The following is a 6,409-nucleotide window of genomic DNA, read 5'->3' on the forward strand; positions in this document are numbered from 1 at the left end:
CCCTGGCCGCTGGGCCTCGAAAAATCGTTGGTCTCGTCCGGCACACGACATTACGGTGAGGACATGCACCTCTACCAGATCTACGGCTGACACCGCCCCGCCGGCGGTTCGCTGCCGCCGCGCCGCACGCCCGCGCCTTCTGACAGGCGGCGGGCCGTCGTGTCCTGCTCTTCGTAGACCTGAATCGAGTGATCCTTCATGGCTTCCCGTACTTCGGCATCCCGTGCCGCCGGCACGTCGCCGGGCCGCTCCCACATCGCGATGATCGGCAATCCCGCCATCAGCCACACCCTGCCCAGCATCGAGATCATCCGGGAGCTGGTGGCCCGCGGCCACCGCGTCACGTACGCCAACGACCCGTTCCTGGGCGACCTGGTCACCTCGACCGGCGCCGAGCTGCGCCCGTACCGCTCCAGCCTGCCCCCGGTCACCGGCGGCACCTGGCCCGAGGACCCGGTCGAGGGGATGACCGCCTTCTTCGACGACGCGGTGCAGATGCTGCCGCAGCTGCACGAGCTGTACGACGACGACCCCGCCGACCTGTACCTGTACGACATCGGCGGGTACGCGGGCCGCGCGCTGGCCGAGTCCCAGGGGCGGCCCACACTCCAGCTCTCGCCGACGTACGTGGGCTGGAGCGGAACAGGCGAGGACGACATCGACGCGCAGATCCGGGCGCTGCCCGGGGCCGACGCGTACTTCGCGAAGTTCGCCGACTGGCTGGCCGGCAACGGGGCCACGACGCTGGAGCCGGGAGAGTTCTCCGGCCGGCCCGCGCGGGCGGTGGCCATGATCCCGCGGGCCATGCAGCCGCACGCCGACGCCGTGGACACCAATGCCGTGACCTTCGTCGGACCGTGCCTGGGCGACCGGAGCGACCAGGGCACCTGGACCCGCCCGGCCGGCGCCGAGCGCGTCCTGCTGGTCTCGCTGGGCTCGTCCTACACCCGGCAGCCGGAGTTCTACCGGCAGTGCCTGGCGGCCTTCGGGGAGCTGCCGGGGTGGCACGTCGTACTGCAGATCGGCAAGGACACCGACCGCCAGGAGCTGGGCGCCGTTCCGAAGAACGTGGAAGTGCACTCCTGGGTACCGCAGTTGGCGATTCTGGAGCAGGCCGACGCGTTCGTCACGCACGCCGGGATGGGCAGCTCCAGTGAAGGGCTGTACGCGGGGGTGCCGATGATCGCGGTACCGCAGGCCGTCGACCAGTTCGGCAACGCGGACCAGTTGGTGTCGCTCGGCGTGGCCCGGCGGATCGACACCGCGGACGCCACCGCCGAGGCGCTGCGGGGCGCGCTGCTGGCGCTGACCTCCGCCCCGGAGGTGGCCCGCCGCTCGGCCGCGCTGCGGGATGAGGTCCGGGCCGAGGGCGGTACGGCGCGGGCGGCCGACGTGGCGGAGTCGCTGCTGTCCTGACCGTACGAGGGGGGTCGGCGCACGGGCGCCGGCCCCCGCGCACGGCTTCAGCCCCGCGCCGCCACCAGGTCCAGGGCGACGTCCGTGATCATGTCCTCCTGGCCGCCGACCAGGCCCCGGCGCCCCACCTCGACGAGGATGGTGCGGGTGTCCAGGCCGTACCGGTCGGCGGCCGCCTCGGCGTGCCGCAGGAAGCTGGAGTAGACCCCCGCGTATCCCAGGCTCAGCGTCTCCCGGTCCACCCGCACCTCGCGGTCCTGGAGCGGCCGTACGAGGTCGTCGGCCGCGTCCATCAGCGGGAAGAGGTCGCAGCCGTGCTGCCAGCCCATGAGGTCGGCGACCGCGATGAACGCCTCCAGCGGGCAGTTGCCCGCACCCGCGCCCTGACCGGCGAGCGAGGCGTCCACGCGGGTCACGCCGTTCTCCACGGCGACGACGGTGTTGGCGACGCCGAGCGCGAGGTTGTGGTGGGCGTGGATGCCGAGTTCGGTGCCCGGGTCGAGGACGTCGCGGTAGGCGCGGAAGCGGTCGCGTACGCCGTCCATGGTCAGCCGGCCGCCCGAGTCGGTGACGTACACGCAGTGCGCGCCGTACGACTCCATCAGCTTGGCCTGGCGGGCCAGTTCGGCGGGCTCCGCCAGGTGGGACATCATCAGGAACCCTGCCACGTCCATGCCGAGTTCGCGGGCCACCGCCATGTGCTGCGCGGAGACGTCGGCCTCGGTGCAGTGGGTCGCGATGCGTACGGAGCGGATGCCGAGCGCGTGCGCCTGCTTCAGGTCCCGGACGGTGCCGATGCCGGGGAGCAGGAGGGTGGTCGGTACGGCGGTCTTCGCGGCGTCGGTGACGGCCTCGATCCACTCCCAGTCGGTGTGCGCGCCAACGCCGTAGGTGATGCTGGAGCCCGACAGGCCGTCGCCGTGGGCGATTTCGATGGCGCCGACGCCGGCCGCGTCCAGGGCCGCGGCGATGGCGCGGGCCTGCTCGACGGTGTACCGGTGCCGGATGGCGTGCATGCCGTCCCGGAGGGTGACGTCCTGGATGTACAGGGCCGGTGCCCCGGCCTGGTGAGTGGTCATCGTGCTGCCACCTCGCTGGTGCGGTGGGCGGCGATGCGCTCCGCGGTGCGCAGCGCGGCCGAGGTCATGATGTCGAGGTTCCCGGCGTAGGCCGGGAGGTAGTGCGCCGCGCCCTCCACTTCGAGGAAGACGGAGACCTTCAGGGCGTCGCCGGACGCGGCCGCCGCGGGCAGCAGCGCGTGCAGCGGATCGTCCGCGACGACCTTCTCGAACTGCACTTCCTGCTTGAGCCGGTAGCCGGGGACGTACGCCTGGACCCGCGCGACCATCTCCGCGACGGCCGCGGCGAGGGCGTCGCGGTCGCCGTCCGACACCAGGCAGTGCACGGTGTCCCGCATGATCAGCGGCGGCTCGGCGGGGTTGAGGACGATCACCGCCTTGCCGCGCGCCGCACCTCCCACCTGCTCGATGGCGGCGGCGGTGGTCTCGGTGAACTCGTCGATGTTGGCGCGGGTGCCGGGCCCCGCCGAGCGCGAGGAGATCGAGGCGACGATCTCGCCGTAGTGGACGGGCGTGACGGCCGCGACCGCGGCGACGACCGGGATGGTGGCCTGGCCGCCGCAGGTGACCATGTTGACGTTGGGCGCGTCCAGATGGGCGTCGAGGTTGACCGGTGGCACGACGTACGGGCCGAGCGCCGCCGGGGTCAGGTCGATCACCGTACGGCCGAGGGCGCGCAGCACCTCGTCGTGGTGGCGGTGCGCCCCGGCGGAGGTGGCGTCGAAGACGATCCGTACGTCCTCGAACTCGGGGAGCTTCACCAGCCCTTCGACGCCTTCGTGGGTGGTGGCGATCTTCAGGCGGCGGGCCCTGGCCAGGCCGTCGGAGTCGGGGTCGATGCCGGCGAGCGCGACGACCTCCAGGCTCTCGGAGAGCCGCAGTACCTTGATCATCAGGTCGGTGCCGATGTTGCCGGAGCCGATGATGGCGACCTTGGTGCGTGTGCCTGCGCTTGCGTCGGTGCGTGCGCCGGGGGCGTGCCTTTCGCTGCTCACCGCTGCTCTCCTTCCGTTTCCGCCGCTTCCGTCTCCGCCGCGAACCGGGTCGTCACCGAGCCCAGTCCCGAGATGTGCGCCTCGAACACGTCACCCGGCGCCGCGTCCGCCATCGGGCCGAGCGCCCCGGTCAGTACGACATCGCCGGCCCGCAGCGGGTCACCCGTCGCGGCGAGCGCGGAGGCCAGCCAGGCGGCTGCGTTGAGCGGACTGCCCAGGCAGTCGGCGCCGGTGCCGGTGGAGACCCGCGCGCCGTTGCGGGTCATGGTCATCCGTACCGCGCGCAGGTCCAGCCGGGTCACGGGCACGGGGGCGCTGCCGAGCACGAAGAGGCCCGAGGAGGCGTTGTCGGCGACGGTGTCGACGATCGAGATGTCCCAGCCGGCCACCCGGCTGTCGACGATCTCCAGCGCGGCCAGCGCGAAGTCCGTCGCGCGCAGCACGTCCGCCACGGTGCAGTACCGGTGCGGCAGGTCGGCGCCCAGGACGAGCGCGACCTCCCCCTCCACCTTCGGCTGCAGCAGCCGCCCGGCCGCCACCGGCTCGCCCTCGGGCACCGCCATGCCGGCGAGCAGCGCGCCGAAGTCCGGGCGGTCCACGCCGAGCTGGGCCTGTACCGCGGGCGAGGTGAGGCCGGTCTTGCGGCCGACGATCCGGCCGCCGGCGGCGAGTTCACGCTCGATGGTGAGCCGCTGGACGGCGTACGCGGTGTCCAGGTCGCCTTCGGGCAGCAGGCCGCGTACGGGGGCGCAGGGCACTCCGGTACGGGCGGCCTCCGCCAGGATGTCGGCGGCCTTCACGACGGCGGGCGGCGCGCCGTCCGCGCGGACGGGCTCGGGTGGGGTCGGCATGGAGCGGTCTCCTGATCGGCAGGGGCGGAGAGGAGGCGGGGGCTTCCGGACCGCGGGCCCCCGGTGATGGCTCCGGTATAGACGTGGCTGCTTCAAGGGGACAATGTTCGTTCCGTGACACGGAACGACGCACGCAACCACAGCGGTTCGAGCATGCTCGACAAGGCCGCCCTGATCGTGGAGTCCTTCCGCCCGACCGGCGGCCCGTACCGGTTGGCGGAACTGGCACAGCGCACGGGCCTGCCCAAGCCGACCGTCCACCGGCTCGCGGCGGACCTCGTACGGCTGGGCTGGCTGGAGCGAACGGACGATGCCCGCTACCGGCTCGGCGGCCGGCTCTTCGAGCTGGGCTCACTGGTGCCGCGGCGGCGGGACCTGCGCGAGGCGGCGCTGCCGTTCCTCCAGGACCTCTTCGAAGCCACCCGCGAGACCGTGCACCTCGGCGTGCGCGAGGATCTGGAGGTGGTCTACCTGGAGCGCATGCAGGGCCACGACGCTCTCCAACTGCCCTCACACATCGGTCACAGCCTGCCGTTGAGCTGCACGGGGCTGGGCAAGGCGCTGCTGGCCTTCGGCGGTACCGAGCTGACCGAGGAGGTGCTGTCGCGGCCGCTGCCGCGCCTGACGGCGCACTCGCTCACCGATCCGGCGCGGCTGTGGATGGCGCTGGAGAAGACGCAGGTGTCCGGGCTGGCCTACGAGGAGCAGGAGGCGGTGCCCGGGGTCAGCTGCATCGCGGCGCCGGTCTTCGCGGGCGGCGACGCCGTGGCCGCGATCTCCGTCGCGGTCCCCCGCGCCCGCTTCCGCCCGGCCCAGCTCGCCCCGGCCGTCCGCACGGCGGCCCTGGGGCTGTCGCGGATGCTGCGCGGGGGGATCTGAGGCGGGCGGGCGGAAGCCGTGAGCGGAGGCCATGAGCGGTGGTCCGTACCCCGCTCAGGCATGACGTCCGTACCCCGCTCAGGCGGGACGTCCGTACCGCTCAGGCGTCGTACAGGTCCAGCGAGCCGAGGCCCGGGGACTTGGCCGGCGGGGCGGCAGCGGCGAGGAGCGGGAGGAGGGCCGCGGCGCGCTTGGTGACCGTGTCGCGGTCGCCGGCGGAGAGCTCGGAGCCCATGCCGACCGCGACCGCGCCGGCGGCGATCCACTCCGGGGCGTTCTCCACGGTCACGCCGCCCACCGGCAGCAGCGGCGCCTGCGGCAGCGCCGTACGGACGTCCTTGAGCCAGCCGGGGCTGTGGCCGGAGGCCGGGAAGAGCTGCAGCGCGTCGGCGCCCAGCTCCAGCGCGCGCACCATTTCGGTGGGCGTGGCGACGCCGGCGAAGACCGGGAGGCCGTAGCGGTGGCCCGTGCCGATCACCTCGGCGTCCAGGTGGGGAGAGACCAGGAAGCGGGCGCCCGCGTCCACGGCCATCCGCGCGGAGGCCGCGTCCAGGACCGTGCCCGCGCCTATGATCGCGTCGTCGCCCAGCTCGCGGGTGAGCGTGGTGACCGCTTCCAGCGCGTACGGCGTGGTCAGCGAGATCTCCAGGCTGGTGATGCCGGCCGACAGCAACGTGTCGGCCGTCGCGCTGGCTTGGTCGTACGTCTCGCTGCGGACGATGGCGAAAACGCGCTGAGCCAGTGCGGCCCGGGTGATCTCCCAGCGGTACACGACAGCTCGCCGCCCTTTCATGGTCACTCCCGCACACGGCGTCGCCGCCGTGCCCCCCGGGAACTGTTCCGATGCGCCGGTGGTCGGGCTCCGCCGCAGGTCGCCGCCTTGAGGCCGCTTTGCCGCCGATGCCCGCCCGGTCGCTGTTTCCACCGAAACGCTACCGGCAACCGCTGACAATCCCTCAGCGGGGGGTGCGACTTGGTTCCCGGGCGGCGCCCGCGGGGCCCGGCACGCCGGGGAGAACTCGGGGGAAAACACTGCGGCGGGGGGGGGGGGCCCCCCCCCCCCCCCCCCCGCGCCCCCCGCCCCCCCCCCCCCCCCCCCCCCCCCCCCCCCCCCGGGGCCCCCCCGCCGCGGGGTCCCCCCCCCCCGGGCGGCGGCCCCCCCCCCCCGCCCCCTCCGACCAGCGCAGCA

Annotated in this window: 6 protein-coding genes; 2 read left to right on the forward strand and 4 right to left on the reverse strand. The window is 73.6% G+C overall.

Annotation, left to right across the window (positions count from 1 at the left end):
• Window positions 1–198 precede the first annotated feature (198 nt).
• On the forward strand, window positions 199–1,416 hold the full coding sequence (locus tag ACIGXO_RS05830; protein WP_399780827.1) for a macrolide family glycosyltransferase: 1,218 nt from the start codon (window positions 199–201) through the stop codon (window positions 1,414–1,416).
• Window positions 1,417–1,463: 47 nt separating this feature from the next.
• On the opposite strand, the gene dmpG is transcribed toward ACIGXO_RS05830, so the two are convergent.
• Genes dmpG through ACIGXO_RS05845 form a run of 3 tightly spaced genes read right to left on the reverse strand, consistent with a single transcriptional unit; the run spans window position 1,464 to window position 4,341 of the window.
• Entirely contained in the window at window positions 1,464–2,495 is a 1,032-nt protein-coding gene (gene dmpG / locus ACIGXO_RS05835) for a 4-hydroxy-2-oxovalerate aldolase (protein WP_399780828.1), read from the reverse strand.
• Entirely contained in the window at window positions 2,492–3,490 is a 999-nt protein-coding gene (locus ACIGXO_RS05840; RefSeq protein ID WP_399780831.1) for an acetaldehyde dehydrogenase (acetylating), read from the reverse strand. Before ACIGXO_RS05840 ends, dmpG begins: the two co-directional genes overlap by 4 nt.
• Complete coding sequence (locus ACIGXO_RS05845) at window positions 3,487–4,341, reverse strand: 2-keto-4-pentenoate hydratase (RefSeq protein ID WP_399780833.1); 855 nt, start codon at window positions 4,339–4,341, stop codon at window positions 3,487–3,489. The genes ACIGXO_RS05840 and ACIGXO_RS05845 overlap by 4 nt, the downstream gene beginning before the upstream one ends.
• A gap of 153 nt (window positions 4,342–4,494) precedes the next feature.
• Between ACIGXO_RS05845 and ACIGXO_RS05850 the strand changes: the two genes are divergently transcribed.
• Window positions 4,495–5,220: an IclR family transcriptional regulator gene (locus ACIGXO_RS05850; protein ID WP_399781928.1), complete on the forward strand. Its 726-nt coding sequence runs from the start codon at window positions 4,495–4,497 to the stop codon at window positions 5,218–5,220.
• A gap of 100 nt (window positions 5,221–5,320) precedes the next feature.
• Here the strand turns inward: ACIGXO_RS05850 and ACIGXO_RS05855 are convergent, their stop codons facing one another.
• Window positions 5,321–5,992 carry a bifunctional 4-hydroxy-2-oxoglutarate aldolase/2-dehydro-3-deoxy-phosphogluconate aldolase gene (locus ACIGXO_RS05855; RefSeq protein WP_399781931.1) on the reverse strand — a complete coding sequence of 224 codons (672 nt, stop codon included), beginning with the start codon at window positions 5,990–5,992 and terminating at the stop codon, window positions 5,321–5,323.
• Window positions 5,993–6,409 lie beyond the last annotated feature (417 nt).

The organism is Streptomyces sp. NPDC053542, assembly GCF_044544685.1.
Lineage (GTDB): Bacteria > Actinomycetota > Actinomycetes > Streptomycetales > Streptomycetaceae > Streptomyces.